This window comes from Petropleomorpha daqingensis, from assembly GCF_013408985.1.
GTDB lineage: Bacteria > Actinomycetota > Actinomycetes > Mycobacteriales > Geodermatophilaceae > Petropleomorpha > Petropleomorpha daqingensis.
In genome coordinates this window covers 2,820,375-2,845,213 of sequence record NZ_JACBZT010000001.1, presented here as the reverse complement: position 1 = coordinate 2,845,213, position 24,839 = coordinate 2,820,375, and the positions used below count along the sequence as shown (strand labels likewise).

Genomic DNA, 24,839 nt, shown 5'->3' with positions numbered 1-24,839 from the left:
GCTCACTGGTTGCTCCCCTTCGGGCCGATGATGCTGCCTGTCTCCCCCGCCGCGTGGTCGGGTGCGGTCTCACCCTCGACCTCGGGCGACGGTCCCCTGTCGCGGTCGACTGCGGCGACGTCCTCTTCCAGCGGGCGGCTCTCGTCGACCAGCAGCGTGTCGGCGCTGGTGTCGTCGAACACCTCGGTGGCGTCGCCGTGCGCCTTCTCGACGATCTCGGTGCGGATGCAGGCGGCGGAGTGCCCGCGGCCCACGTCGAACAGCGGCGGCTCGGCGGCGTCGCACTCGGCGATGTGCAGCGGGCAGCGCGGGGCGAACGGGCAGCCCGGCGGCATGTTCACCAGCGACGGCGGGGAGCCGATGATCGGCGTCAGCCGCTCGCGGCCGGTGCTGTCCAGCCGCGGCAGCGAACCGAGCAGGCCCAGCGTGTAGGGCATCCGCGGTTCGTAGTAGATGTCCTCGACGCTGCCGATCTCCACCGGCTTGCCGGCGTACATCACGAGCACCCGGTCGGCGACACCGGCGACGACCCCGAGGTCGTGGGTGATCAGCACCATCGCCGCGCCGGTCTCCTCCAGCGCGGTGTCGAGCACCTCGAGGATCTGCGCCTGCACGGTCACGTCCAGGGCCGTCGTCGGCTCGTCGGCGATGATCACGTCCGGCTGGTTGGCCATCGCGATCGCGATGACGACGCGCTGGCGCATGCCGCCGGAGAACTCGTGCGGGTAGGAGCGGACCCGGTTGGCGGCGTTGGGGATGCCGACCAGCTCGAGCAGCTCGACCGACCGGGCCTCGGCGGCCCGGCGGGACAGCCGCTTGTCGTGGACCCGCAGCGTCTCCTCGATCTGCCGGCCCACGCGGTAGACCGGGTCGAGCGAGGTCATCGGGTCCTGGAAGATCATCGACACGCCCTTGCCGCGCACGCGCGACATGTTCGGGTCGGAGACGCCGAGCAGCTCCTGGCCGCGGTAGCGCACCGAGCCGGCGATCTGCGCCGATCCCGGCAGCAGGCCCATGACGGCCAGCGACGTCACCGACTTGCCGGAACCGGACTCGCCGACGATGCCGAGCACCTCACCGGAGCGCAGCGTGTAGCTGACCCCGCGGACGGCGTGCACCAGCCCGTCCTGCGTCGGGAAGCTGACCTGGAGGTCGTCGACCTCGAGCAGCGGGGCGGTGGGGTCGAAGCCGGGCAGGCTGTGGGCGCGCTCGGGTGCGAGCGTGCCGATGGACGTGGCTCCCGCGGGCGTGCCGGAACCGGAGGTCTCCTGGGTGGTCAAGACGAGCGCCCCTCTTCTCAGGCCCGCACGCGGCGGTTGCTCGGGTCGAAGGCGTCACGGATCCCGTCGCCGATCAGGTTGATCGACAGCACGATGATCAGCAGCGTGATGCCCGGGAAGTAGAACAGCCACGGCCGGGTGCTCGCGGCCTGGACGCCTTCGGACACCAACCGGCCCAGCGAGGTCTGGTTGGCCCCGTTGACGCCGAAGCCGAGGTAGGTCAGCGACGCCTCGAGGATGATCGCGGTGGCCGCGGCCAGCGTCGTCCACACGATGAGGGAGCCCAGCGCGTTCGGGATCAGGTGCTTGAAGATGATCCGCTTGTTGGACGCGCCGAGGGCGTGCGCGGCTTCGACGTACTCCTTCTCGCGGAGCGAGAGGAACTGGCTGCGCACGATGCGGGCGAGGTCCAGCCAGCCGAACAGACCCAGGATGATGCCGACGCCCAGAGGGGTGCGGGCGCTGGAGAAGTTGCTGGCCACGACGAGCAGCACGACCAGCAGGGGCACGGTGAGGATCAGGTCGACGATGCGCATCAGCACGTTGTCGACCCAGTTGCCGAAGTAGCCGGCCAGCGCCCCGATGAGGACGCCGAGCGGCAGCGCGATCACGACGAAGAGCAGGACGATGAACATCGACCGCTGCACGCCCTGCATGAGGCCGGCGAGCAGGTCGCGCCCGATCGAGTCGCTGCCCAGGATGTAGCCCTTGGTCCCTGGCGGCACCGACTGCGCGTTCTTGTTCTGGTCGGCGTAGTCGACCCCGTGGATGAACGGGCCGATGAAGCCGAACAGCATCATGATCACGAAGATGATGAGGCCGGTCATGCCGACCTTGTTGTGCAGGAAGTGCCGGATGACCTGCTGGCGCTGGCTGCGCGCCTTGACGGTGAACTCACGGTCCGCGCCGCCGGTGGGCGGGGTGCCCGCCTCGGCAGGGAGGACCTCGGTGGCCGAAGCGGTGCTGGCCTGGGTGGTGGCCATGTCTCTCTTCTCTCTCGCGTACCGGGCCGGTCAGGCCAGACGGATCCGCGGGTCGAGGACCGCGTAGAGGATGTCGGCGATCAGGTTGAACAGGACGATCACCGCGGCGCTGACGATCAGCCAGCCCAGGACGACGTTGATGTCGTTGTTGCCGATGCCGTCGTTGAGCAGGTAGCGCCCCATCCCGTTCCAGACGAACACCGTCTCGGTGATGACGGCGGAACCGAAGAGGGTGCCGATCCCGAGGGCCACGACGGTGGTCAGCGGGATCAGCGCGTTGCGCAGGCCGTGCTTGTAGACGGTGCGCCGGTAGGTCAGGCCCTTCGCGCGGGCCAGCCGCATGTAGTCCGAGCCCAGGACGTCGAGCATGGAGGCGCGCTGGAAGCGGCTCCACGCAGCGAACGACAGCAGCGCGAGGCAGATCGTGGGCAGCACGAGGTGGCCGATGCGGTCGCTCCAGAGCTCCCAGTTGCTCGTCGCGAACTGTTTGATGCCCGGTGTCTCCTCACCGATGGTGTAGAGCACCTGCTTGCCGAAGAGCTGGTTGACCTTGACCGCCAGGAACTCCTTGAGCAGCGCGGCGAACCAGAACGTGGGCAGCGCGATGAGGATGTAGGCGATGAAGGTGAAGGCGTAGTCCGACGGCTTGTACTGGCGCACCGCGCCGATCACGCCGACGACGATCGCCAGGATGATCGCCAGGATCATGGCCGCGATGATCATGCGCCCGGTCACGCCGGCGCGGGTGATCAGCTGGTCGGCGACCGGGGTGCCGTTCACGCTCTTGCCGAAGTCGCCGGTGACGACGCCGCGCAGCCAGTTCCAGTAGCGCACGAAGAAGGGGTCGTTCAGGCCCAGCTGCTCGCGCACGTTGTCCAGGAACGCCTGGCTCGGCGGGGGCTGCCGCTGCCGGTACTTCTGGAGCGGGTCGAAACTCGCCGAGCAGAGGGCGAAGACCAGGAACGAACTGGCCAGCAACACGAAGACGGATCCGATGATCCGCCGGATCGTGAAGAAGAACATCAGCGCACCTTACGTCGGGGCGAACGTCTTCCATCGGGAAGGTTCCCACGCCTGAGGGGGTTCGCGCAGGACGTCTGCAAGCCACCAGCGTTGCAGAGGTCCATGCGATCCAAACCGTTGCACGAGCGTTCTCGAGCCCGGGCACCGACTCCTGGCACACCGCGGCCCCCGGGGCGGATCGCTCCGGGGGCCGCGGCCGTGCTGGTGCCGGGTCGGGCCGGCGGGGCGGTGACCGGGCACGTCAGGGACGTGCCCGGTCACCTCACCTCACTGCTTCTGCGACCACTGCTCCGAGTTCCAGAGCGGACCCGCCTGGCTGGCGTTGTCCTCCACCCCCTGGACGCTCGACTGGTACGCGATGAAGGTCGGCTTCTGGTACAGCGGCAGGGTCGCCATCTGGTCCCAGAGCTTCTTGTCGACCTGGTTGGCCAGGTCGGCCGCCTTGCTCGGGTCCGGCTCGGCCACCATCTGCGCCAGCAGCTGGTCGATCTCCGGGGTACCGGTCCGGGAGTAGTTCTGGCCCAGGCCGTTGGCCGGCGAGTAGTAGATCGACTGGTTCGCCGAGACGAACGGCGTCGACACCCACGCGAACAGCGCCGCCTGGAAGCCACCGGCCTCGAGGCTGGTCGGCTTGTCGGCACCGGCGAAGATGTCCGGGTTGGCGTTGAACGTGGCCTCGATGCCCGCCTTCTTGAGCTGCGGGATCATGACCTCGATCGTGGTCTGCCGGAGCGGGTTGTTCGCCGTCGTGTCGATCTGGATCTTCAGCCGCCCGCGCTGCGGGTGGGTGTAGATGCCGTCCGGGCCGAGCGTGTAGCCGGACTGCTCCAGCAGCTGCTTGGCCTTGTCGGTGTTCTGGGACTTGTACTCCTCAGGAGCGTTGTCCTTGTACTCCGGCTGGTTGTTCACGTAGAGCCGGTTGTCGAGGACCTGCGCGTCCGACGAGAACTGCTTGACCGTCTGGTCGACGATCTCCTGCCGGTCCAGCGCCATCGCGAACGCCTTGCGGACGTTCGGGTCAGCGAGGTTCGGGTCGGAGGTGTTGAAGTCGAGGTGCTCGAACGACAGACCGAACGTGATCTTGCTGGTGACGTTCGGCTTGAGGGCCTCGACCTGGTCGACCAGGTCCAGCTGCGGCTGCGGGTAGATGACCCCGAGCTCCTGGTTCTGCAGACCCTGGACGGCGGTCGTCGGGTCGTTGCCGATGCCCTGGATGACCAGCTGGTCCAGCTTGGCCTTGTCGCCCCACCACTTCGGGTTCGGGGTCAGGACGATGACCTGGCCACCGACGTCGATGTTCTTCTTCAGGACCTGCCAGGGACCACCGGAGATGTCGCTGGGCACGCCGTCGGCGATCGGCCAGCCGGTGGTGAAGGTCTGGCACTGCGTCGCCGGGTCGTCGTTGGCCATGATGTGGGCCGGGTAGATCGGCCCGAACACGGCCTGCCAGTCGGCGTAGGACGGCGAGAAGGTCACGGTGACGGTCTTGCCGTCGTCCGAGCCCTTGACGTCGGAGATGTTGGCGTAGCCGTTGGTCGACAGCACGCCCTCGCACCCACCGTCGGCCGGGTCAGCGCTGCGCTGGGCCTTCCAGGTGTAGATGAAGTCGTCGGCCGAGATCGGCGTCCCGTCGCTCCAGACCGCGTCGTTGCTGATCTTGTAGGTGATGACCTGGCCGCCGCCGCTGGTGTCCAGCTTCGGCTCCTCGCTGAGGAGGTTCTTGTCGTAGACGACGGAGAAGTCCGGCTTGACGATGAAGGGCGAGGGCAGGACCCGGCCCATGATGTTCTGCGTCGAGGTCGCGTTACCGGCGGAGATGCCCTGGAACAGGTTCTCCGGCCAGTCGGTGGCCTCGCCGTAGATGACACGGCCGCCCGAGGAGGAACTGCTCCCCGAGTCGTTGCTGCCGCTGCCACCCCCACAGGCGGTCAGCGCCATCGCGCCGGCGATGCCGGTCGCGATCAGCGCGGCATGGCGCTTGCTCAACTTCACGTGCGATGCCTCCCTCGTCCCGCGCGCGCGGGGGGAACGGACTGGTCGGTCGACGCCGGGCTTGGGCTGCCTGGCCTCGCTTCCATGGAAAAGGCGATCCGAGCAGGCTGAGGCCTCCTCCGAACGTCGGGGCGACCCTAGGCACGCGTTCGGAGAAGCGTCCACGACCTACACCGATTTGTGACCTGCGCTCACGATCGCCCCGCGAGCCACAACTTCCGCTCACGTCCCGCCCGCCCGCCGGACCCCTTGCGGTTGCAGCCCCACCCGTCCGCAGACCTTTCGGGTCGTCACAGGAGTTACCTCGTGTGTCACACGGGGCTCGCGGGGGTACGGGGATGAGGACCGACGGACCAGAGGAGGTCTCTTCCATGGGTGACGACGACAAGGTTCAGAACAAGGCGCAGGAGCTCGCCGGCCGCGCGAAGTCCGCGGTGGGCGGTGCGACCAACGACCGCGACCTTCAGGCCGAGGGCGAGAAGGACAAGATGGCCGGCAACCTGAAGCAGGCCGGCGAGAAGGTCAAGGACGCCTTCAAGTGATCGCTCGCGACCACTGACGGCAGGAGCGCCATCCCCTCGGGGGTGGCGCTCCTGCCATGTTCGGCCAGGCGCACAATGGCGGCCGATGGTGAGCAGAGCTAACGAGATTCCGGCGGCCGTCGAGCAGTCCGCCTTCGAGGCCGCGACCGCCGCCGTGGAGGCGGCGCTGGCCGCCGGTGCGCGCTACGCCGACGCCCGGCTGGTCGACCGGCGGCACGAGTCGATGACCGCGCGGGACGGCGACGTGCGGTCCCTGTCGCAGACGACCGCGGCCGGCCTCGGCGTGCGGGCGCTGGTCGGCTCCTCGTGGGGCTTCGCCGCGCTCGGCGACCCCGCCGGCGACGCCGACGCCCGCCGCACGGGTGAGCGGGCCACGGCGATCGCCCGTGCCTCGGCCGCCGTCCCGGGTCCGCCGATGGAGCTGGTCGCCGTCCCGCCCGCGGTGGGCGGGTGGTCCAGCGAGTGCCTCGAGGACGCCTTCGCCGTCCCCCTGTCGGAGAAGGGTGACCTGCTCACCTCGGTGACCACGACGATGAAGGCCGCGGGCGTGGCCGTCGCCGAGGCGCTGTACCAGGCCTGGGACACCCGGACCGCGTTCGTCTCCAGCGAGGGCGCGCGGATCGGGCAGCACGTGCGCGAGGCCGGCGCCGGGATGCACTGCCTGACCGTCGGCGAGGGCGAGACCCAGCGCCGCTCCTACCCCGCGTTCCGCGGCCAGTACGGCACCCGCGGCTGGGAGCTGGTGCGCGCGCTGGACCTGCCCGGGCACGCCGAGCGGATCGCCGCCGAGGCGCAGGAGCTGCTCACCGCGCCGCTGTGCCCGTCGGAGGAGACGACGCTGCTGCTCGGGGGCGAGCAGATGTCGCTGCAGATCCACGAGTCGGTCGGGCACGCCATCGAGCTCGACCGGATCCTCGGGTGGGAGGCCGCGTTCGCCGGCACGTCGTGGCTGGACCTCGGGCAGCTCGGCTCGCTGCGGTTCGGCTCGGACCTGATGAACATCACCATCGACCCGACGATCCCGGGCGCGCTGGGATCGTTCGGCTTCGACGACGAGGGGACGCCGGCCGCCGCGCGCGACGCCGTCCGGAACGGGATCTGGGTGGGTGTGCTGGCCGGTCGCGACTCCGCCGCGGTGGCCGGTCTGGACAACGCCGGCTCGGTGCGCGCCGACGGCTACGCGCGGCTGCCGATGGTGCGGATGACGAACGTGGGCCTGGAACCCGGTCCGCACACGCTCGAGGAGATGATCGCGGCGACCGACGACGGCGTGCTCATGGAGCACAACCGGTCCTGGTCGATCGACGACAAGCGGCTGAACTTCCAGTTCGGCTGCGAGATCGGGTGGGAGGTCAAGCGCGGCCGGCGGGGACGCCTGCTGCGCAACCCCTCCTACACCGGGATCGGCCCGCGCTTCTGGTCGTCGCTGGACATGCTGGGGGGCGCCGCGCCGGGCGAGTGGCAGGCGTGGGGGACGCCGAACTGCGGCAAGGGCCAACCCGGGCAGGTCGGGCACACCGGGCACGGCGCCGCGCCGGCCCGCTTCACCGGCGTCCGGGTGGGGGTGCGCGGGTGAACCTCGATTCCCTGGCCGCCGCCGTGCTCGACGAGGTGAAGCGGGCCGACGCGTCGGCCGACGCGGTGGTGCGCGTGGAGGAGGCGTCGCTGGCGCTGACCCGGTTCGCCGACTCCGCGATCCACCAGAACGTCGCGGACGAGCGGGTCACCGTGCACCTGTCCCTGACCGTGGACGGCGGGCGGACGGCGACGGCCTCGACGACCCGTTCTGCCCCTGAGGACCTCGTGGCCGCTGCTCTGGCCGCGGCCCGGCTGCGGCCGCGGGACCCGTCGTGGCCGGGGCTGGGCGCACCTGCCCCGGTGTCGACGGGGTCGTGGGACGCCGAGACCGCGGCCGCCTCTCCCGCTGACCGGGCGGCCGGGGTGCGGGCGTTCGTGGACGCGGCCGGAGGGCTCTCGTGCGCCGGCTTCGTGCAGACCGCCTCGTTGAGCTCGGTGCTCGGGACGACCGCCGGGCAGCTGGTCTCCGGCGCGACGACGTCGGCGATCTGCGACGGGATCGCGCGGCTGTCCGGAGCGGACGGCGTGGCCCGCTCGATGTCCGGCCGGCTCGGTGACCTCTCCTTCGCCGCGCTGGGTGTGCGGGCTGCGGCGAAGGCCCGCGCCGGTGTGGACGCCGCCCCGGTCGAGATCGGCAGCTACCCCGTGGTGCTCGAGCCCGCGGCCGTGGCCGACGTGGTGGGCGGGCTGGTCAGCGGCCAGTTCAACGCGAAGTCCGTGGTCGACGGGACCTCCGGCGTGCGGCTGGGTTCGCCGCAGTTCGACCCGGCCGTGACCCTGGTCGACGACCCGCTGAGCGGCGTCGGCCTGCCGTTCGACACCGAGGGCACGCCGACCTCGCGGCTGGACCTGGTCCGCGACGGCGTGCCGGTGGGGCTCACCACCGACCGGCGGACGGCGGCTGCCCTGGACCGGTCGTCGTCGGGCCATGCCTCGGACGTCAGCGACACGTGGGGACCGGTGGCCGGCGACCCTGCGCTGTCGGCCGGATCCGGCGGATCGGTGGACGACCTCGTCGCGGGGCTCGCGCGCGGGCTGCTGGTGAGCGACTTCTGGTACACCCGCGTGGTCGACCCGAAGCGCTCGGTGTGGACGGGGCTGACCCGCAACGGCGTGTGGCTGGTGGAGGACGGGCGGATCGTCGCGCCGGTGAGCACGCTGCGGTTCACCCAGTCCTACCTCGAGGCGCTGGCACCGGGTGCGGTCGTGGTCGGCTCCGAGCTCGACCCGCAGCCGTACCGGCTCATGGGACCGATGGGCTACAACCGCGTCGCCGTCCCCGCCCTGCGCCTGGCCGCCTGGAACATCACCGGCAACACCACCGGCTGACCCCTCCCCCGCGGTTTCGCGCGCCTAACCGTGCGGGGTTTCGCGCGCCTAACCGTGCGGGGTTTCGCGCGCCTAACCGTGCGGGTTTCGCGCGCTCAACCGCGCGCGAGCGCGGCGCGGATCCGCTCGACGACGGCGTCGAGGTCGCGCAGGTCGATGGAGCTGAGCCGGATCACCCGCCAGCCGGCGGCCACGAGGGCCTCGTATCGGGCGTCGTCCTCGACGATCTGGAGCTCGTCGAAGTGGTAGGCGCCCTCGTACTCGACGATGAGCTTGGCCTCCGGCCAGGCGAGATCGACTTGGCCGAGGAACACCCCGAACTCGTGGACCTCGAACTGAGGTATCGGGTGCGGCAGTCCCCCCAGGTGGCAGGCGACCCGCACACGCGACTCGGGCGGGCTCATGGCTCGGCCGTCGACCAGCGGCAGCAGGAACTGGGCTCTGCGGCTCCCCCACTGCCCGCGCCGGCTGGCGAACTCGCGGAGCAGCACCGCCTCGGTCAGCTCGCCGTGGTTCTTGCGGGCGTCGTAGAGCATCCCGTCGATCAAGGCGACCGCCGTCATCAGAGGGTCGAGCGTCGCGATGTCCCATGCGGTACGGCGCACCGTCGTCAGCCGGACCCCGTCGTCATCGGTCCAGATCTCGTCCGGTCTCAGGTCCGTCCGGTGCACCTGCACACCACGCGGCCCCTTCCACCGGCAGTCCCGTGGGACGACGACGAGGACGGGATCGGCTGAGGAAGCGAACGGTGCACCGAACCAGACCGCCGCGGATCGGCCTCCGATCGCGGCCTCGGGCGGCATGAGCAGTGCTGCGGCCCTGGTCCTGAGCTGGTGGTCGTGGACCAGATGCGGCTCCGCGTAGACGTTGCGCAGCACCCGTCGGTAGAGACCGGCCTCGATCTGCCGCTTGGTCAGGAGGCCCTCGGCCACAGCGTGCGAGCCGACGAAGAGCTCGCCGGTCAGTCGTCGGTACGTCGTCACCGCGGCAGGGTGGCCGATCTGCAGCCTCCCCCGCCGACGTCGTCCACAGGCCGCGGTTTCGCGCGCCTAACCTCGCGCGGTTAAGCGCGCGAAACCACCTCGAGGAGGTCCTTGACGGCGGGGAGGAGGGGGCGGTCGGCGGGGATCCAGTCGAGTGCGTCGAGCTCGTCGGCGGCGGCCCAGCGCAGCTCCGCGTGCTCACGCGCGATCAGCTCGCCGCCGCCGAGCCGGGCCCACCAGACGCGCAGGGTCGAGGTGCCCGGCTCGCCGCCCGCGACGACGCCGTCGAGCAGCACCTCACCGACGAAGGCCTGGGGGACGACGACGACGCCGAGCTCCTCACCGAGCTCCCGCACCAGCGCCGCCAGCTCCGACTCCCCCGGCTCGACCTTGCCGCCCGGGAACTCCCAGCAGCCGTCGTACGGGCCGCCGGAGCGCTGCGCCACCAGCACGCGCGACCCCTCCACGACGGCGGCGCCCACCACCTGCACGACCTCCAGCGCCCGGCGCGCCGCGGCCGCCGCGTAGAGGTCCAGGTGCGCCTGCATCGCCCGGGTGATCCGCCGCCGCAGCACCACCTGGTCGACGAAGGCGCCGAGCACCCCGGGCAGCCCGGTCTCCCAGTCCACCTGCTCGTCGACGAGCGTGCCGGCGCCGGTGGCGGAGAAGTGCCGCGAGTGGGTGAGGTTGCGGCGCCGCGAGGCGTAGACGTCGCGCACCGGCCGCTCCGAGACGACCTCCTCCAACGGCTCCGGCCAGGGACGCCCGAGCGTGCGCGCCACGTCGAACGCGACGGTCAGCGGCGCCTCCACCAGAGTGGTGAATCGCAGCTGGGACACCGGGTCAGCCTCCCAGACAGGGCAGGATGGGGTCCGTGCGCATCACTGCCCGCGTCGACTACGCCGTCCGCGCCGCGCTGGAACTGGCCGCTGCCGCGCCCGGCGCGCTGACCTGCGAGCGCATCGCGACCGCGCAGAACATCCCCAACCGCTTCCTCCAGGCCATCCTCGGCGACCTGCAGCACGCCCGCCTGGTCACCAGCCAGCGCGGCCGCGAGGGTGGCTACCGGCTCGCCCTGCCGCCGTCGGAGATCTCCATCGCCCGCGTCATGCGGGTCGAGCAGGGCTTTCTCGCCGAGGTGCACGGCCAGCGCCCCGAGGACGTCGAGTACCCCGGGACGGCGGCGCCGCTGGCCAGCGTCTGGGTCGCGGCCCGCGAGGCCTACCGCCGCGTGCTCGAGGAGGTCACCCTCGCCGACGTCGTCGCCAACAAGTTCCCCGACCACGTCGCCGAGCTGATCGACCTGGAGAGCGCCTGGCGTTCCTTCGGCGACCGGAGCGCCGGCTGACCACTCCCACCCGCCCCGGAACCGGACGACGGATCGCCGGACTCACCCTCGGCCTGGGACTGCTCGTCCTGCTCGCCTACCCGATCGGCGTCACGGGCCTGTTCGCCTACGCCGGGTTCACCGGTTGCTTCATCAGCTGCAGCGCTCCCCAGCCGGGTGTCGGGCTGGCCTGGTCGGGGGTCGCGGGCGTGCTGCTGGCCCTCCCGGTCGCCGCCGGCCTGCTCACCGCCGGCGTCCGCTCGCGGGCCGCCTGGTGGTCCGCGGCCGCGCTGGTGCTGCTCGCCGTCGGGGGCTGGGACCTGCTCGCCGTCCTGGCCTGAGGGAGACTGGCGGCCATGTCCGACGGCGTCACCGTGTTCCTCACCGGCCTGTCCGGTGCCGGCAAGTCGACCATCGCCGACGCGCTGGTGGCCGATCTGGAGCGCGACGGCGTCCCGGTGACCGTGCTCGACGGCGACGTCGTCCGCACCCATCTGTCCAGCGAGCTGACCTTCTCCCGCGAGCACCGCGACCTCAACATCCGGCGGATCGGCTTCGTCGCCGGCGAGGTGGTCAAGCACGGCGGCACCGTGGTCGTCGCGGCGATCGCGCCGTTCGAGCAGGCGCGCGAGGAGGCCCGGCAGCTGGTGGAGAAGCACGGCCGCTTCCTGCTCGTGCACGTCGCCACCCCGCTCGAGGTGGTGGAGCAGCGGGACGTGAAGGGTCTCTACGCGAAGGCCCGGGCAGGTGAGATCCCCCTGTTCACGGGCATCAGCGACCCCTACGAGGTACCCGGCAGCCCCGACCTGACCATCGACACGACCGGCACCCCGGTCGAGGAGTCGGTGCGGCTGATCCGCGCGGCGATGCGCGAGGGTGTGAGCTGACGCACGGGCGGTCCGCCGCCCGTGTGTGTCAGGATGGACGCCATGTCGGACCGTGGCGCCCTCCTCGTCGCGCGTCTGCACATCGATCTGGCGCGCGTCTCCAGCGCCGGGTGTCGCGCAGCGCGCTGACACCGGTTCCCCGCGCGACGACGCGCTCCCCGATGGCCAAGCGCCCCAGTCCGCCGGGTCGCCCGTGCGCAGGACGGGGCAGGAAGAAGTTCCGTGACCACGCCACCCCGCACCAGCACCCGGCCCCAGCGCGGCCAGGGTCAGTGGGCGCTCGGCTACCGCGAGCCGCTGAACCCGAACGAGCGGTTCAAGAAGGACTCCGACGGCCTCGACGTCCGCCAGCGCATCCTCGACATCTACGCGCACACCGGCTTCGACGGGATCGACCCGACCGACCTGCGCGGCCGCATGCGCTGGATGGGTCTGTACACCCAGCGCCGGCAGGGCATCCCCGGCGGGAAGACCGCCGTCCTGGAGCCCGACGAGCTCGAGGACCCGTACTTCATGCTGCGCGTGCGCATCGACGGCGGGCAGCTCAGCAGCGAGCAGCTGCGGGTGATCGGCGGCATCAGCACCGAGTTCGGCCGTGACGTCGCCGACATCACCGACCGGCAGAACGTGCAGCTGCACTGGATCCGCATCGAGGACGTCCCCGAGATCTGGACGCGGCTGGAGGCGGTCGGGCTCGGCACCACCGAGGCCTGCGGCGACACCCCGCGCGTCATGCTCGGCTGCCCGCTCGCCGGCATCCTCGAGGACGAGGTCATCGACGCCTCCGGCGTCCTCGACGAGACGGTCGCGAAGTACGTCGGCAGCCGCGAGTTCAGCAACCTGCCGCGCAAGTGGAAGACGTCGATGTCCGGCTGCGTCGACCACTGCACCGGGCACGAGATCAACGACGTCTCGTTCGTCGGCGTCGTGAACGAGGACGGCGAGGCGGGCTACGACCTCTGGGTCGGCGGCGGCCTGTCGACCAACCCGAAGCTCGCGCAGCGGATCGGCGTCTTCGTCCGCCCCGACCAGGTGACCGACGTGTGGGCCGCGGTGACCGGCATCTTCCGCGACTACGGCTACCGCCGGCAGCGCAACCACGCCCGGATGAAGTTCCTCATGGCCGACTGGGGCCCGGAGAAGTTCCGCCAGGTGCTGCAGGACGAGTACCTGAAGACGGCGCTGCCCGACGGCCCGGCGCCGGCCGCGCCCCGGAACGACCAGCGCGACCACGTCGGCGTGCTGCGGCAGAAGGACGGCGCCAACGCGCTGGGCTTCGCGCTGCGCACCGGGCGGATCAGCGGGTCGATGCTCACCCGCGTCGCCGAGCTCGCCGAGCAGCGCGGCCAGGGCCGGATCCGGACGACGGCGCAGCAGAAGCTGGTCATCCTGGACGTCGCCGACGCCGACGTCGAGCCGCTGGTCGCGGAGCTGGCCGCGCTCGACCTGCAGGTGCGCCCGAGTGCGTTCCGCCGCGGCACGATGGCCTGCACCGGGTTGGAGTTCTGCAAGCTGGCCATCGTCGAGACCAAGCAGCACGCGCAGGACCTCTACGCGGAGCTGGAGAAGCGGCTGCCGGAGTTCGACACCCCGATCTCGATCAACGTCAACGGCTGCCCGAACGCCTGCGCCCGGTTCCAGACCGCCGACATCGGCTTCAAGGGCTCGATGGTCCGCGACGACGCCGGCGAGATGGTCGAGGGCTTCCAGGTGCACCTCGGCGGTCACCTGGGTGTCGACGCCGCGTTCGGCCGCAAGTTCCGCGGCCACAAGGTGACCAAGGTCGAAACGGCGGACTACTGCGAGCGGGTGCTCCGTGGTTACCTCGAGCGGCGCGAGGGCGGCGAGTCGTTCGCCGCGTACGTCGCGCGGGCCGAGGAGGACTGGCTGCTGTGACCGAGGAGGCGGGGGGAAGCACCCGGCGCGCCCCGGTGTTCTTCTGCCCGTACTGCGGGGACGAGGAGCTGACCCCGTACGAGGAGACGCCGGGGGCGTGGCACTGCGCCGCGTGCCTGCGCGCCTTCACGGTCCGCCTGATCGCGACGGGAGTGAACGAGTGACCACCGCCGTCCGACCCACGCCGGAACTGGCCGCCGAGGCCGATGCGCGCTTCGGGAGCATCGCCGACCCGGTCGAGCAGGCCCTCGCCGTCCTGACCTGGGCGGGTGAGACGTTCGGCGAGGACTTCGCCATCACCTCCTCCATGGCCGACGGGCTGCTCGCGCACCTCGCCGGCACCGCGATCCCTGGCGTCAAGGTCGTCTTCCTCGACACCGGCTACCACTTCGCCGAGACGATCGGCACCCGCGACTGGATAACCTCCGCCCTGCCGATCACCCTGGTCGACGTGACGCCGGCGCAGACGGTGGCCGAGCAGGACGCCGAGCACGGCGCGAAGCTGCACGACCGCGACCCCGACCTGTGCTGCTCGCTGCGCAAGGTGCAGCCGCTGGCCCGGACGCTGGCCGGCTTCGCCGCGTGGGGCTCCGGTGTCCGCCGCGACGAGTCCGCGACCAGGACGAACACCCGGCTGGTCGACTGGGACGCCAAGCGCGGCATGGTCAAGGTCAACCCGATCGCCGCCTGGACCCAGGACGACGTCGACGCCTATCTCGAGCGCCACCAGGTGCCGGTGAACCCGCTGTTCGAGCTGGGCTACGGCTCGATCGGCTGCGCGCCGTGCACCCGCCCGGTCGCGCCGGGCGAGGACCCCCGCGCGGGTCGCTGGGCCGGCCGGAACAAGACGGAGTGCGGCCTGCACACCTGACCTGAGCAGCGGCAGGATGAGGGGCATGCCAGCGCGCCTCTCCCCCGACGAGCTCTCGGCCGCCCTGCACGGCCTGCCGCTGTGGTCCGGCGACGGCGAGGGCATCCACCGCAGCGTCGAGCTGCCCAGCTTCCGCGACGCCGTCGCCGCGATCGGCTCCATCGCCGACGTCGCCGAGGAGATGGACCACCACCCGGACATCGACCTGCGCTGGCGCACCCTGCACCTGCACGTGGTCACGCACTCCGCCGGCGGGGTGACCGAGAACGACCTGGAGCTGGCCCGCCGCATCGATGCGCTGCTACCGGGCTGAGTTCCGCCGCAGAGCGGCGTCCAGAGCGCTCATGAGCGACCCGACCGGGGTCCGGCTCGCCGGCGCGGGCGGATAGCGGCTCAGGACGTCGACGAGGACCGGTGGGGCGCGCCGCCTCGCCGCCTCGATCGCAGCCTCGGCGTCGCCCGTCTGCAGCTCGGCGATCCGGGCGGCACTGGCGGCCGCCCGGAGGATGTGGCCGACCTGCTCGGCCTGGGCGATCGGGTGCAGGTAGGCGGCGGCTGCGGCGTCCCCGGCGGACCGGGCGGCGAGCCGCGCGACGTCGGTGGTCGCCTCGCGGGCGGCGCGGTGGGCGTCGAGCGAGGTGCTGCGCTGCAGCCGCGTGCGCGGCGCGCCGTCGACGAACTCCCAGGCGGCGCCGACGGCGGCGCGGGGCCGGGGATCGTCCGGGTGCGCGGTCTCGAACACGGGCAGGACCGACTCGGCGCTCTCCGCCACGTACCGCGCGACGACCCGGAGCTCGTCCAGGCTGAGGTCGAAGTCGCTCACGCCAGGGGGCAGAAGAGGTCGACCCGCCAGCCGTCGGGGTCGGCCACGGTCGCGTAGCGCTGACCCCACGGGGCGTCGAAGGCCTCGAGGACGACGGTGCCCCCGGAGTCCGCGGCTCGCCGGGCCGCGTCGTCCACCTGGGTCGGCGAGTCGAAGAGGACGGCGAAGCCCGCGGTGTTGCCCGGCCGCGGCGGCTCGCCGTGCAGCCCCGCCAGCAGCCCGGCGTCGTCGATCATCAGCCGGATGCCGGCCTCCGCCTCGATGTGCTGGGTGCCGGCCTCCAACGGCGGGAACCGGAAGCCGAGCCCCTCGTAGAAGGCGACGGCGCGGGACAGGTCGGTGGCGCTCACGGCCACGGCAGCGATCCGCATGCGCCAGGCCTACTCCCGCCCACCGACGAAAGGCACACGCCCGCGGTTTCGCGCGCTTAACCGCGCGCGGTTAAGCGCGCGAAACCACCTACGGGGTGACGGGGAGGACCAGGAGGCGGAAGAGGCGGTCGGCCTCGGCGTCGGGGTCGTCGGTGAGGCCGGTGTGCACGGGCCCCGGCTGGACGACGGTGCTCCGCGGGGCGGTGAGCCACCGGAACCGCGACCCCAGCGCCTCCCGCCCGGCGGCTCCGGCGCCGGGGTCAGCGGCGCAGACGTCGGCCGCGGCCTGCAGCGCCTGCGCGATCGCGGCGGCGTCGGCGGTGGGGTCCAGCGCCCGCAGCCGGTCGACGTCCAGGTGCACGCGCGAGCCGAGGTAGTCGCGCTGCCGGCAGTAGACGAGCACCCCGGCGTTGAGCGCCTCCCCGCGCTCGACCCGCGGCACCACGCGCAGCACCGCGTACTCGAAGGTGTCCTTCGAGGTCACAGCCTTCGAGGTCATCGCTGCGTCACCCCCTCGGGCGGCGGCGGCCCGAGCCAGCCGGGACGGTTCTCGCCGCGGGGCGCGCGTCGCCGTCCCGCACGGCCGGTGTGGGCGGCCTCGAGCAGGCCGGGCAGCCACGAGGACCGCGCGTCCAGCCGGGCCAGCAGCTGCTCGACGTAGCGCTCCCGCGGTCCCTCCTCGTCCAGCCACTCGTCGGGCACCTGCGCGAGCACCTCCTCCAGCAGCGACCGGGTCACGAGCGCCCCGAGCGCGGCATCGGCCGCGCCGACGTCCGGCGAGCACTCGATCAGCGCGTGCTGCGCCGCGTCGTAGGGCCGCGCCACCGCGGCGGCCGCGCCCGGCCAGTGGTGGTGGAAGGTCAGCGCCGCGCCGTGGTCGATCAGGTGGAGCCGGCCGTGCCAGAACAGCATGTTCGGGTTGCGCCACGACCGGTCGACGTTGCCGACCAGCGCGTCGAACCACAGCACCCGCCCGGCCAGCTCGGGGTCGACCGAGGCCACCCCGGCCTCGAAGTCCAGCGCGCCGGGCAGGTAGTCCAGGCCCAGGTTGCGGCCGGCGGAGCGCTGCATGAGCTCCTGCACCTCGAAGTCCGGCTCCCCCACCGCGAGCTCCGCGGCCACGTCGACGGTCGCCAGCGCGGGCACCGGCAGGCCGAGGGCTCGGGCGAGCTCGCCGCACACCACCTCGGCGACGAGCACCCGCACGCCCTGCCCGGCGGCCCGCCACTTGACCACGTAGGTGCCCAGGTCGTCGGCTTCCATGAGCCCCGGCAGCGAGCCACCCTCGCGCAGCGGGGTGACGTAGCGGGTGGCGGTGACGGCGGGCAGCACAGTGCGCGAGACGTTACCGGCAGGCAGGCTGGGCACGTGGGACTGCTGCGGGTCGCCGACCTCGACCGGCTGAGCAGTGCCCCTTTCACGTATCCCGAGGTCGGCGCCACGCAGGACGACGAGCTGCCGCCCGGGTACGCGCACGGCATGCGCACCGCCGTCGTCGGCCGCGGGCGCGCCGACTTCGAGCGGGCGGTCGCCGCCGTCTTCGACTGGCGCATGCAGAAGGCCGTCGGCCTGCGGGTGCGGGCGAGCGGGCCGCCGTCGGCCCCCGGCACCGTCGTCGTCCTCACCGCCGGGCTGCGCCGGTTCGGCTACGACATCCCGTGCCGGGTGGTCTGGGCGCGCACGGACGGCGACGCGCAGGGGTTCGCGTACGGCAGCCTGCCCGGGCACCCGGAGAGCGGCGAGGAGAGCTTCCTGGTCACGCTCCGGCCGGACGGCGACGTCGTCTTCACCACCCGGGTGTTCTCGCGGCTGGCGAGCCCGCTGGCCCGGCTGGGCGGGCCGGTCAGCCGGGCGGTGCAGGCGGCCGCGCTCGACCGCTACGCAACCGCCGTCGAGCGCACGAGCTAGACGTCGCGGCGCTCCAGCAACAGCGCCGAGACCGCCCACGCCACGAGCGCCCAGCCGCCGACCACCGCCAGCCCCACCGGCCAGGACGTCGCCACGGACAGGAAGGCGTCCTCGCCGACCCGCAGCGCGGGCAGGGCCTGCGCCGTCCGCTCGGCCCACCGTCCCCCGGCCAGCGACAGCACCGGCGGCAGCACGAACACCAGCGCCAGCCCGAGCCCGATGCCACCCGCGCTCGAGCGCAGCAGCGTGCCCAGGGCCACGGAGAGCACGGCGACCAGCGCACCCCACGCGACCTGCAGCACCAGCTGCCGGAGCACGTCCGGCGCGACCAGGGACACCCCGCCCGGGACGGCGGTCAGCGTCCGCGCCGCCAGCCCGCAGCCGGCGGCGGCCACCGCCGTGAGCAGCGCCGACCACGCGGCCACCACGACCGTCTTCGCCGCCAGCAGCCGCCACCGACGCGGCACCGCGGTGAACGACGCCACCGCCATGCCGGTCGAGAACTCCCCCGCGCCGGCGAGCACGCCCAGCACGACCAGCACCAGCTGGGCGAACCCGAACCCGGTCAGCGCCCCCGAGACGGCGATCGCCGCCGACGACGACCGGTCGGTGCTCGCGGCCGCTAACCAGCCCAGGGTGACGGCGGTGAGCAGGTAGATCGCCGTGCACCACCAGGTGCCGGCGACCGAGCGCAGCTTGGTCCACTCGGAGGCGATCACGCTCACCGGGCCACCGCGCGGTACTCGACCTCGTCGTGGGTGAGCGCGAGGTAGGCGGCCTCCAGCGATGCGGTCACCCGGGTCAGCTCGTGCAGCGGCACCCCGGCGGCGTAGGCGACCTCGCCGACCGCGGCGGCGTCGAGGCCGAGCACCTCCAGCGCGCCGTCGTCCTCGGCCGACACCTCTGCGCCGGACCGGACCAGTGCCGCTGCCAGCAGCCGCACCGCCGGCGTGCGCACCCGCACCACCGACCGCGCGCCGAGCAGCTCCTCGATCGGGGCGTCGGCGAGCAGCCGGCCCCGGCCGACGACCACCAGGTGGTCGGCGGTGTCCTCCATCTCGCTCATCAGGTGGCTGGAGACCAGCACCGTGCGGCCCTCGGCGGCGAGGTCGCGCAGCAGCTCGCGCACCCAGCGGATCCCCTCGGGGTCGAGGCCGTTGACCGGCTCGTCGAGCAGCAGGACGTCGGGATCGCCGAGCAGCGCGGCGGCGATGCCCAGCCGCTGCCCCATGCCGAGCGAGAACCCACCCGCCTTGTCCTCGGCGACGTCGGTGAGGCCGACCAGGTCGAGCACGTCGTCGACCCGCGAGACCGGCAGCCGGTTGGACCGGGCCAGGGCGAGCAGGTGGGCGCGCGCCGTCCGCCCCGGGTGCCGGGCGCGCGGGTCGACGAGCACGCCGACGCGGCGCATCGGCACGTCGAGGTCGCGGTAGGGCACGCCGAGCACGGTCGCCGTCCCCGCCGTCGGCCGGGTGAGCCCGACGACGCAGCGCATCGTCGTCGTCTTGCCCGACCCGTTGGGGCCGAGGAAGCCGGTCACCCGGCCCGGCTCGATGCGGACGGTGAGGTCGTCGACGGCGACGCGGGCGCCGTAGCGCTTGGTCAGCCCGTCGAGCTCGATCACGCCGTCCAGGATCGCCAGGCGGAGCGCCGATCCGCGGGAGGCGCGGCCGGTCAGTCGCCGGCTGAGGCCGCGGACCGCTCCCGCTCGATGAGGTTCTTGCTGCGCAGCAGCCGCAGGAAGGTCACCACCAGCAGTCCCCCGGCCATGTTGAGCAGCGCGGTGTACCAGAACCAGCCGAGCCAGTCGCCGTAGCCGAACGGGGCGCCGGCGTGCAGCGCGGCGAAGACGATCAGCGAGTCGAGGATCGAGTGGAACAGCGACAGCCCGGCGAGCAGGAAGCCGCCGGCGACCGCCGCCACGATCTTCGCCGGGTCCGACGTCGTCCCGTGCTGCATGCGGGTCATCAGGGTGAGCGTGCTGCCGGCCAGCAGCGCCAGGCAGACCGCGCGCAGGTCCAGCGGTGCGTCGACGAACGTCGTGGCCGACTCGATCGCCGTGGCCCGGAGCTGGGGGAAGGCCTGCATGATCAGCCAGGCGAAGGCCCACCCGCCCAGCAGGTTCGCGACCAGCGTGCCGCCCCACAGCTTGCCCAGCTGCGGCCAGGACGCGCGCCTGGCCACCACGGCGGTGACCGGCACGAGGAAGCCCTCGGTGAACAGCTCGCTGCGGGCCAGCAGCAGCGCGATGAACCCGATGCTGAAGGCCAGCCCGGCCAGCAGGTGGCTGCCGGTCTCGGCCAGGACGGCGAGCAGCGCGAGCACCCCGGTGGCCACCTCCAGGCCGCCGGCCAGCCCGGTCGCCAGCACCTCCCGCCAGCTGCGGTGCAGGCGCTGGGCGCCCTCGCTGACGATCGTCTCGAAGGCCTCGGCGACCTGGTCCTCGGCCGGCGCGTCGGAGTCGCCGAGCTCGGCCCGGGCGTCGTAGGTGGTCACGGCGGCCCGGTACCCGGCAGGTGACCCGGCGGAATCGCGTTCCACCCCGCGGGACGGCGTCGTTTGCGCTCGTCGCACCCGGGGGTAGCGCGGTCGGACCGCCGCAGTACCGAATCCCTGGAGTTGCCATGCCCCCCGCCCGCCGTCCGGACCAGAAGGCCCCCGGGACGTTCAGCCCGACCGGAGTGGGCTACGAGGGCCCGCGGACCGGCCGAGACCCCCGAGAGCAGTCCGGCGACGCGCTGACCACGCCGAACGGGGTGCGCATCCCCGACTCCGACCACTCGCTGAAGGCGGGTCCGCGGGGACCGGTCCTCCTCGAGGACTTCCACCTGCGCGAGAAGATCATGCACTTCGACCACGAGCGCATCCCCGAGCGCGTGGTCCACGCCCGCGGCGCCGGCGCGCACGGCGTGTTCACCGCCACCGGCGCGGCCGCGAAGGTCACCCGCGCCGCCGTCCTGGCCGAGAAGGGCCTGCAGACGCCGGTCTTCGTGCGGTTCTCCACCGTGCTGGGCTCGCGCGGCTCGGCCGACACCGTGCGCGACACCCGCGGGTTCGCGACGAAGTTCTACACGAAGGAGGGGACCTGGGACCTGGTCGGCAACAACATGCCGGTCTTCTTCATCCAGGACGCGATCAAGTTCCCCGACATCATCCACGCGGGCAAGCCGCACCCGGACGTCGAGATCCCGCAGGCGCAGTCGGCGCACGACACGTTCTGGGACTTCGTGACGCTCCACACCGAGGCCACCCACCACACGATCTGGAACATGAGCGACCGCGGGATCCCGCGCAGCTACCGGACCATGGAGGGCTTCGGCGTCCACACGTTCCGGCTGGTCGACGCCGACCGCAACACCGTGCTGGTCAAGTTCCACTGGAAGCCACGGCTCGGCGTGCACTCCCTGACCTGGGAGGAGGCGCAGATCGCCGCCGGGGTCGACCCCGACTTCCACCGGCGTGACCTCTACGAGGCCATCGAGGCCGGCGCCTTCCCCGAGTGGGACCTCGGCATCCAGGTCTTCCCCGACACCCCGGAGGAGACGTTCGAGGGCATCGACCTGCTCGACCCGACCAAGATCGTGCCCGAGGAGCTCGCGCCGGTGCAGGTGATCGGGACGCTGGTGCTCAACGGCAACCCGACCAACTTCTTCGCCGAGACCGAGCAGGTGGCCTTCCACACCGGCCACCTGGTGCCCGGCATCGAGTCGACGAACGACCCGCTGCTGCAGGGTCGCAACTTCTCCTACCTGGACACCCAGCTCACCCGGCTCGGCGGCCCGAACTTCACCCAGATCCCGATCAACCGGCCGCACGCGCCGGTCAACGACAACACCCGCGACGGCTTCCACCAGCACGCGGTCCACACCGGGCAGGCGCCCTACACGCCGAACAGCGTGGACGACGGGGCGCCCTTCCCCTCCGAGTGGGCCGACGCCGGCTACGTCAACGTCCCCCGCGCGGTGTCCGGCGAGGTCGGCCGGACGGCGCCGGCGTCGTTCGACGACCACTTCTCGCAGGCCGCGCTGTTCTACGCGAGCCTGACGAGCATCGAGCAGCAGCACATCGCCGACGCGTACACCTTCGAGCTCGGCAAGTGCTATGAGCAGGCGATCAAGGAGCGGGCGCTCACCGTCCTGGCGAGGATCGACGCGCAGCTGTGCACCACCGTGGCCGCCGGCCTGGGGCTGCCCGCGCCGGCGCCGGAGGTGCCGGCGCACGGCGAGTCCCCGGCGCTGCGGCAGATCAAGCCCACGCCCTTCCCGATCGCGGGCCGCAAGGTCGGCGTCGTTGCCGGGCCGGGCGCCGATCTCGCCGGCATCGGCACGCTGCGCACGGCCCTGGAGGCGCAGGGCGCGCAGCTGCTGGTGATCGCCCCGCACGGCGGGCAGCTGGGCTCCGGCCGCACGGTCGAGATCGTCGACCGGACCTTCGCCACCGGCCGGTCGATCGAGTTCGACGCGCTCGTCGTCGCCGACGGCGCCCCGAAGGACGGCGACTTCCGGGCGATCGTGATGCTGCAGGAGGCCTTCCGGCACCTCAAGGCGATCGGCGCGTGGGGCGACGGCGTCGAGGTGCTCGCCGACGCCGGCATCGAGCCCGACTACCCCGGCGTCCTCACCGGCCGGAACGCCAACGCCAAGCTGGCCGCGGGACTGGTCGCCGCGCTCGGCACGCACCGCGCGTGGGACCGCACGCCGCTGATCGCCGCGTCGATGATCCCGCCGGCCGCCTGACCCGCCGTTGCGGAGTGCCACGGGCGCGGGATCCGCGCCGTGGCACTCCGTAACCTCGGGCGGGTGAGCGCGCCGCTGACCACCCTGCACGTCTGGGGGGTGCCGGGCCGGGCGGTGCCCGCGGCGCTGCTGCGGATGGCGGCCGGCCGCCGGCCGCTGCGCCGCACGTCCGGGCTGCGGTTCGCCAAGCTGCTGGGCACCGGCAGCGGCCGGACGTTTACCCTCAGGGACGCCGACCCCCGGCGGTGGGCGCTGCTGGCGGTCTGGGACGACGACGCCGCGGCCGAGGCCTTCGAGGGCTCGCCGGTCGTGCGGCGGTGGCGGCGGCTCGCCGAGGAGGAGTTCACCGCCCGGCTGCGGCCCCTCGCCGCGCGGGGGCGGTGGTCGCGCCGCGAGCCGTTCGGGTCGCCCGCGCCGCAGCGGTGGGACGGCCCGGTCGCCGCGATCACCCGCGCGCGGCTCGTCCCGCGGCAGGCTCTGGCGTTCTGGCGCGCCGTCCCGCCGGTCTCCGCCGACCTGCACGCCGGCCCCGGGCTCCGGCTGGCCCTGGGCATCGGCGAGGCGCCGATCGGCCTGCAGGGGACGTTCAGCGTGTGGGAGTCGGCCGCGGCGCTCAACGACTTCGCCTACGGCCGGGCGGCGCACGCCGTCGTCGTCGACCGGACGGCGCGCGAGGGCTGGTACGCCGAGGAGCTGTTCGCCCGGTTCGCCCTGCTGTCGGTGACGGGCACGATCGGCGGACGGTCGGCATGACCTGGGACGACGACACCCCCGGCGTGCTGCGGCTGCCCTCCGGGCTGCGGCTGAGGGGGCGAGGCCTGCGGCGGCCGCTGCCGGAGGGCCCGCTGCCGGACTTCGGCGTCTACCTGCTCGGCCGCGCGCCGGAGGTCCCCTGGCCGTCGACCTGGGTGCGCTGGCCGGACTTCCGGCTGCCCGCCGACCCGGCTGCCCTGCGCGCCGCGCTCGTCGAGGCGCACCGGAGAGCCGCGACCGAGCGCGTCGAGCTGGCCTGCGGCGGTGGCCGCGGCCGCACCGGCACCGCGCTCGCCTGCCTGGCCGTCCTGGACGGCGTGCCTGCCGAGGAGGCGGTGGCCTACGTGCGCACGCACTACGACCGGCGGGCGGTGGAGACCGGCGCGCAGCGGCGGTTCGTGGCGGCGTTTCGGTGAGCACCGAGGACGGCTCGCCCGTCGAGGTCTACCGCCGGCTGCCTCCGATGGGCGAACCGGAGCTGCTGCACGCCCTCGCCCCGGGCGGGCGGGTGCTCGACCTCGGCGCCGGCACCGGTCGGATCGCCGATCCGCTCGTCGCCCTCGGCCACGACGTGCTCGCGGTCGACAGCTCCGCCGAGATGCTCGCGGCCGTCCGGTCCGCCCGCACCCACCGCGCGCGCATCGAGGACCTCGACCTGGCCGAGTGCTTCGACGTCGTCCTGCTGGCCGGCCACCTGGTCAACACCCCCGACGCCGCACTGCGCCGCGCCCTGCTGAGCACCGCCGCGCGCCATCTCGCCGACGGCGGGCGGGTCCTGCTGCAGTGGCACGAGCCGGCGTGGTTCGACCGCCTCTCGCCCGGCGCCCGGCTCGACGGCGCGATCGGTCCGCTCGCGTCCACGCTCGAGGTGCACGACCTCACCGACGGGGTGCTCTCGGCGACGGTCACCTACCGCGACGGGGACCTGGCCTGGTCGCACGCCTTCAGGGCCGCCCGGCTGACGCGCGAGCGCCTCGCGGCCGAGCTGCGGATCAGCGGTCTGCGGCTCGCGGCGTCCTCCCCCGCGCCGTCGTGGCTCGTGGCGTCGGCGGCGCGGCGTCGTCGACGAACGGGATCTTCGTCGAGTACGAGTGGAACAGCTTGACCCCGTCGTCGACGGAGAGATGACCGAAGCGCAGCAGCTCGGCCAGCCCGTCCAGCTCGGCCTTGGCCGCCTCGACCACGCCCAGCCGGTTGATCGCGGCCTCGTGCGACTTCGCCAGGTTGGTCATCACGGCCGCGCCGATCGACACCACCACGGCGATCAGGCACAGCGTGCGCCACACGTAGGAGTCGCTGGACAGGCCGAGCAGGTGCTGCACGCCCTCCGAGAACTTCTCGCCGCCGAACGCCGGGCCGGCCGTGACCACGGCGGCGAGCGAGCTCAGCACGATCGTCACGTTGGCCCGCCGGCGGATGCCCGGCCGGTTCTCCCGCAGGTAGAGGGCCGCTCCCGACCGTCGTGTCTCGATGCGCGCCAAGAGGTCCTGTCGCCGCCCCTCGTCCCCGCTCATCGGCCACCCCCTCCGGGCAGCGTCCTCCGGCGACCGAGCGAGA

The 24,839-nt window shown here is 72.8% G+C and carries 30 protein-coding genes; 16 read left to right on the top strand and 14 right to left on the bottom strand.

All coding sequences use genetic code 11. From position 1 onward, the window contains the following. Positions 1–2: 2 nt before the first annotated feature. The 4 genes from GGQ55_RS13935 to GGQ55_RS13920 form a co-directional block, all read right to left on the bottom strand. Positions 3–1,280 carry an ABC transporter ATP-binding protein gene (locus GGQ55_RS13935; RefSeq protein ID WP_246323811.1) on the bottom strand — a complete coding sequence of 426 codons (1,278 nt, stop codon included), beginning with the start codon at positions 1,278–1,280 and terminating at the stop codon, positions 3–5. 17 nt (positions 1,281–1,297) lie between these two features. Then, positions 1,298–2,263 (bottom strand): ABC transporter permease, encoded by a 966-nt coding sequence (locus GGQ55_RS13930; protein WP_179717632.1) that lies wholly within the window; start codon positions 2,261–2,263, stop codon positions 1,298–1,300. Between the two features lie 30 nt (positions 2,264–2,293). After that, positions 2,294–3,286: an ABC transporter permease gene (locus GGQ55_RS13925; protein WP_179717630.1), complete on the bottom strand. Its 993-nt coding sequence runs from the start codon at positions 3,284–3,286 to the stop codon at positions 2,294–2,296. A 267-nt stretch (positions 3,287–3,553) separates the two neighbouring features. Beyond that, positions 3,554–5,278 carry an ABC transporter family substrate-binding protein gene (locus tag GGQ55_RS13920; RefSeq protein ID WP_179717628.1) on the bottom strand — a complete coding sequence of 575 codons (1,725 nt, stop codon included), beginning with the start codon at positions 5,276–5,278 and terminating at the stop codon, positions 3,554–3,556. A gap of 371 nt (positions 5,279–5,649) precedes the next feature. On the opposite strand from GGQ55_RS13920, the gene GGQ55_RS13915 reads away from it, so the two are divergent. The 3 genes from GGQ55_RS13915 (at position 5,650) to GGQ55_RS28435 (ending at position 8,727) form a co-directional block, all read left to right on the top strand. Continuing rightward, complete coding sequence (locus tag GGQ55_RS13915; RefSeq protein WP_179717626.1) at positions 5,650–5,820, top strand: CsbD family protein; 171 nt, start codon at positions 5,650–5,652, stop codon at positions 5,818–5,820. Between the two features lie 85 nt (positions 5,821–5,905). Beyond that, positions 5,906–7,396 (top strand): TldD/PmbA family protein, encoded by a 1,491-nt coding sequence (locus GGQ55_RS13910; RefSeq protein ID WP_179717624.1) that lies wholly within the window; start codon positions 5,906–5,908, stop codon positions 7,394–7,396. After that, a complete protein-coding gene (locus GGQ55_RS28435) occupies positions 7,393–8,727 on the top strand; it encodes a TldD/PmbA family protein (RefSeq protein ID WP_179717622.1) in 1,335 nt (444 codons plus the stop codon). The genes GGQ55_RS13910 and GGQ55_RS28435 overlap by 4 nt, the downstream gene beginning before the upstream one ends. Positions 8,728–8,822: 95 nt before the next feature. On the opposite strand, the gene GGQ55_RS28430 is transcribed toward GGQ55_RS28435, so the two are convergent. Both GGQ55_RS28430 and GGQ55_RS13895 read right to left on the bottom strand, forming a co-directional pair. Beyond that, a complete protein-coding gene (locus GGQ55_RS28430) occupies positions 8,823–9,710 on the bottom strand; it encodes a DUF559 domain-containing protein (RefSeq protein WP_179717620.1) in 888 nt (295 codons plus the stop codon). An 80-nt stretch (positions 9,711–9,790) separates the two neighbouring features. Continuing rightward, the gene (locus tag GGQ55_RS13895; protein WP_179717617.1) at positions 9,791–10,549 is read right to left on the bottom strand and encodes a (deoxy)nucleoside triphosphate pyrophosphohydrolase; all 759 of its coding nucleotides are present in this window, start codon (positions 10,547–10,549) and stop codon (positions 9,791–9,793) included. 26 nt (positions 10,550–10,575) lie between these two features. Here GGQ55_RS13895 and GGQ55_RS13890 point away from each other — a divergent pair, with 26 nt between their 5' ends. The 8 genes from GGQ55_RS13890 (at position 10,576) to GGQ55_RS13865 (ending at position 15,004) form a co-directional block, all read left to right on the top strand. Next, the gene (locus GGQ55_RS13890) at positions 10,576–11,058 is read left to right on the top strand and encodes an RrF2 family transcriptional regulator (RefSeq protein ID WP_218859277.1); all 483 of its coding nucleotides are present in this window, start codon (positions 10,576–10,578) and stop codon (positions 11,056–11,058) included. 188 nt (positions 11,059–11,246) lie between these two features. After that, entirely contained in the window at positions 11,247–11,378 is a 132-nt protein-coding gene (locus tag GGQ55_RS27820; protein WP_281371304.1) for a hypothetical protein, read from the top strand. Between the two features lie 15 nt (positions 11,379–11,393). Further along, positions 11,394–11,924, top strand: coding sequence for an adenylyl-sulfate kinase (gene cysC / locus GGQ55_RS13885; RefSeq protein ID WP_179717613.1), 531 nt, complete (start codon positions 11,394–11,396; stop codon positions 11,922–11,924). Positions 11,925–11,957: 33 nt separating this feature from the next. Then, positions 11,958–12,053, top strand: coding sequence for a putative leader peptide (locus tag GGQ55_RS28425; RefSeq protein WP_366489292.1), 96 nt, complete (start codon positions 11,958–11,960; stop codon positions 12,051–12,053). A gap of 93 nt (positions 12,054–12,146) precedes the next feature. Further along, entirely contained in the window at positions 12,147–13,820 is a 1,674-nt protein-coding gene (locus GGQ55_RS13880; RefSeq protein ID WP_179717611.1) for a nitrite/sulfite reductase, read from the top strand. Beyond that, positions 13,817–13,984 (top strand): hypothetical protein, encoded by a 168-nt coding sequence (locus GGQ55_RS13875; RefSeq protein WP_179717609.1) that lies wholly within the window; start codon positions 13,817–13,819, stop codon positions 13,982–13,984. The genes GGQ55_RS13880 and GGQ55_RS13875 overlap by 4 nt, the downstream gene beginning before the upstream one ends. Then, positions 13,981–14,691, top strand: a complete 711-nt coding sequence (locus GGQ55_RS13870; protein WP_179717607.1) for a phosphoadenylyl-sulfate reductase — start codon at positions 13,981–13,983, stop codon at positions 14,689–14,691. The genes GGQ55_RS13875 and GGQ55_RS13870 overlap by 4 nt, the downstream gene beginning before the upstream one ends. A gap of 25 nt (positions 14,692–14,716) precedes the next feature. After that, the gene (locus tag GGQ55_RS13865) at positions 14,717–15,004 is read left to right on the top strand and encodes a 4a-hydroxytetrahydrobiopterin dehydratase (RefSeq protein WP_179717605.1); all 288 of its coding nucleotides are present in this window, start codon (positions 14,717–14,719) and stop codon (positions 15,002–15,004) included. Here GGQ55_RS13865 and GGQ55_RS13860 read toward each other — a convergent pair. The 4 genes from GGQ55_RS13860 to GGQ55_RS13845 form a co-directional block, all read right to left on the bottom strand. Then, entirely contained in the window at positions 14,993–15,514 is a 522-nt protein-coding gene (locus GGQ55_RS13860; RefSeq protein ID WP_366489289.1) for a putative immunity protein, read from the bottom strand. The two genes, GGQ55_RS13865 and GGQ55_RS13860, sit on opposite strands and share 12 nt — an antisense overlap. Further along, the gene (locus GGQ55_RS13855) at positions 15,511–15,885 is read right to left on the bottom strand and encodes a VOC family protein (protein ID WP_179717603.1); all 375 of its coding nucleotides are present in this window, start codon (positions 15,883–15,885) and stop codon (positions 15,511–15,513) included. The genes GGQ55_RS13860 and GGQ55_RS13855 overlap by 4 nt, the downstream gene beginning before the upstream one ends. 88 nt (positions 15,886–15,973) lie before the next feature. Beyond that, positions 15,974–16,384 carry a DUF3037 domain-containing protein gene (locus tag GGQ55_RS13850; RefSeq protein ID WP_179717601.1) on the bottom strand — a complete coding sequence of 137 codons (411 nt, stop codon included), beginning with the start codon at positions 16,382–16,384 and terminating at the stop codon, positions 15,974–15,976. Beyond that, entirely contained in the window at positions 16,381–17,253 is an 873-nt protein-coding gene (locus GGQ55_RS13845) for a HipA family kinase (RefSeq protein WP_366489286.1), read from the bottom strand. The genes GGQ55_RS13850 and GGQ55_RS13845 overlap by 4 nt, the downstream gene beginning before the upstream one ends. On the opposite strand from GGQ55_RS13845, the gene GGQ55_RS13840 reads away from it, so the two are divergent. Then, positions 17,254–17,793, top strand: a complete 540-nt coding sequence (locus GGQ55_RS13840) for a DUF1990 domain-containing protein (RefSeq protein ID WP_179717599.1) — start codon at positions 17,254–17,256, stop codon at positions 17,791–17,793. Here the strand turns inward: GGQ55_RS13840 and GGQ55_RS13835 are convergent. From GGQ55_RS13835 to GGQ55_RS13825, 3 genes are read right to left on the bottom strand one after another with little or no spacing between them, the layout of a single operon-like run. Then, complete coding sequence (locus tag GGQ55_RS13835) at positions 17,790–18,518, bottom strand: ABC transporter permease (protein WP_179717597.1); 729 nt, start codon at positions 18,516–18,518, stop codon at positions 17,790–17,792. The two genes, GGQ55_RS13840 and GGQ55_RS13835, sit on opposite strands and share 4 nt — an antisense overlap. Next, positions 18,515–19,417, bottom strand: coding sequence for an ABC transporter ATP-binding protein (locus tag GGQ55_RS13830; protein WP_179717595.1), 903 nt, complete (start codon positions 19,415–19,417; stop codon positions 18,515–18,517). Before GGQ55_RS13830 ends, GGQ55_RS13835 begins: the two co-directional genes overlap by 4 nt. Before the next feature lie 50 nt (positions 19,418–19,467). After that, positions 19,468–20,289 (bottom strand): formate/nitrite transporter family protein, encoded by an 822-nt coding sequence (locus tag GGQ55_RS13825; protein ID WP_179717593.1) that lies wholly within the window; start codon positions 20,287–20,289, stop codon positions 19,468–19,470. Between the two features lie 128 nt (positions 20,290–20,417). On the opposite strand from GGQ55_RS13825, the gene GGQ55_RS13820 reads away from it, so the two are divergent. The 4 genes from GGQ55_RS13820 (at position 20,418) to GGQ55_RS13805 (ending at position 24,387) form a co-directional block, all read left to right on the top strand. Next, positions 20,418–22,529, top strand: a complete 2,112-nt coding sequence (locus GGQ55_RS13820) for a catalase (protein ID WP_179717591.1) — start codon at positions 20,418–20,420, stop codon at positions 22,527–22,529. A gap of 63 nt (positions 22,530–22,592) precedes the next feature. Next, positions 22,593–23,282, top strand: coding sequence for a monooxygenase (locus tag GGQ55_RS13815; protein WP_179717589.1), 690 nt, complete (start codon positions 22,593–22,595; stop codon positions 23,280–23,282). Beyond that, a complete protein-coding gene (locus tag GGQ55_RS13810; protein ID WP_179717587.1) occupies positions 23,279–23,698 on the top strand; it encodes a protein-tyrosine phosphatase family protein in 420 nt (139 codons plus the stop codon). Before GGQ55_RS13815 ends, GGQ55_RS13810 begins: the two co-directional genes overlap by 4 nt. Further along, entirely contained in the window at positions 23,695–24,387 is a 693-nt protein-coding gene (locus GGQ55_RS13805) for a class I SAM-dependent methyltransferase (protein WP_366489282.1), read from the top strand. Before GGQ55_RS13810 ends, GGQ55_RS13805 begins: the two co-directional genes overlap by 4 nt. On the opposite strand, the gene GGQ55_RS13800 is transcribed toward GGQ55_RS13805, so the two are convergent. Next, positions 24,275–24,796: a hypothetical protein gene (locus GGQ55_RS13800; RefSeq protein ID WP_179717585.1), complete on the bottom strand. Its 522-nt coding sequence runs from the start codon at positions 24,794–24,796 to the stop codon at positions 24,275–24,277. The genes GGQ55_RS13805 and GGQ55_RS13800 overlap by 113 nt on opposite strands. Between the last annotated feature and the right edge of the window lie 43 nt (positions 24,797–24,839).